This window comes from Flavobacterium sp. UBA4854 (assembly GCF_002399805.1).
Taxonomy (GTDB): Bacteria; Bacteroidota; Bacteroidia; order Flavobacteriales; family Flavobacteriaceae; genus Flavobacterium; species Flavobacterium ginsengisoli.
Genome location: NZ_DHEI01000143.1, coordinates 277 through 543, shown reverse-complemented (window position 1 = coordinate 543; position 267 = coordinate 277). Strand labels below are relative to the sequence as shown.

The following is a 267-nucleotide window of genomic DNA, read 5'->3' as shown; positions in this document are numbered from 1 at the left end:
CGATATGTTGGTGTTTCAGACATTTTGCAAATTTACTGAGGAAAAACAATAAAAAAGTACTGTAAATAGTTATAAATCATATCAATTTTTAAAGAATCTGAATTCAATGAGTTCAAACCAATTATTCTTTCTATTTTTGTTCTTCTACTCGAAAAATTAAATAATGCGAACATTTGTTATAGGTGACATTCATGGCGGATTACTTGCACTTGAACAAGTAATCGAGAGAGCTAAAGTTACCACAGAAGATACTCTAATTTTTTTGGG

Annotated in this window: 1 pseudogene; it reads left to right on the top strand. The window is 29.2% G+C overall.

From position 1 onward, the window contains the following. Positions 1-163: 163 nt before the first annotated feature. Positions 164-267, top strand: a pseudogene (locus B3J44_RS20590) (serine/threonine protein phosphatase); the annotation flags it as partial.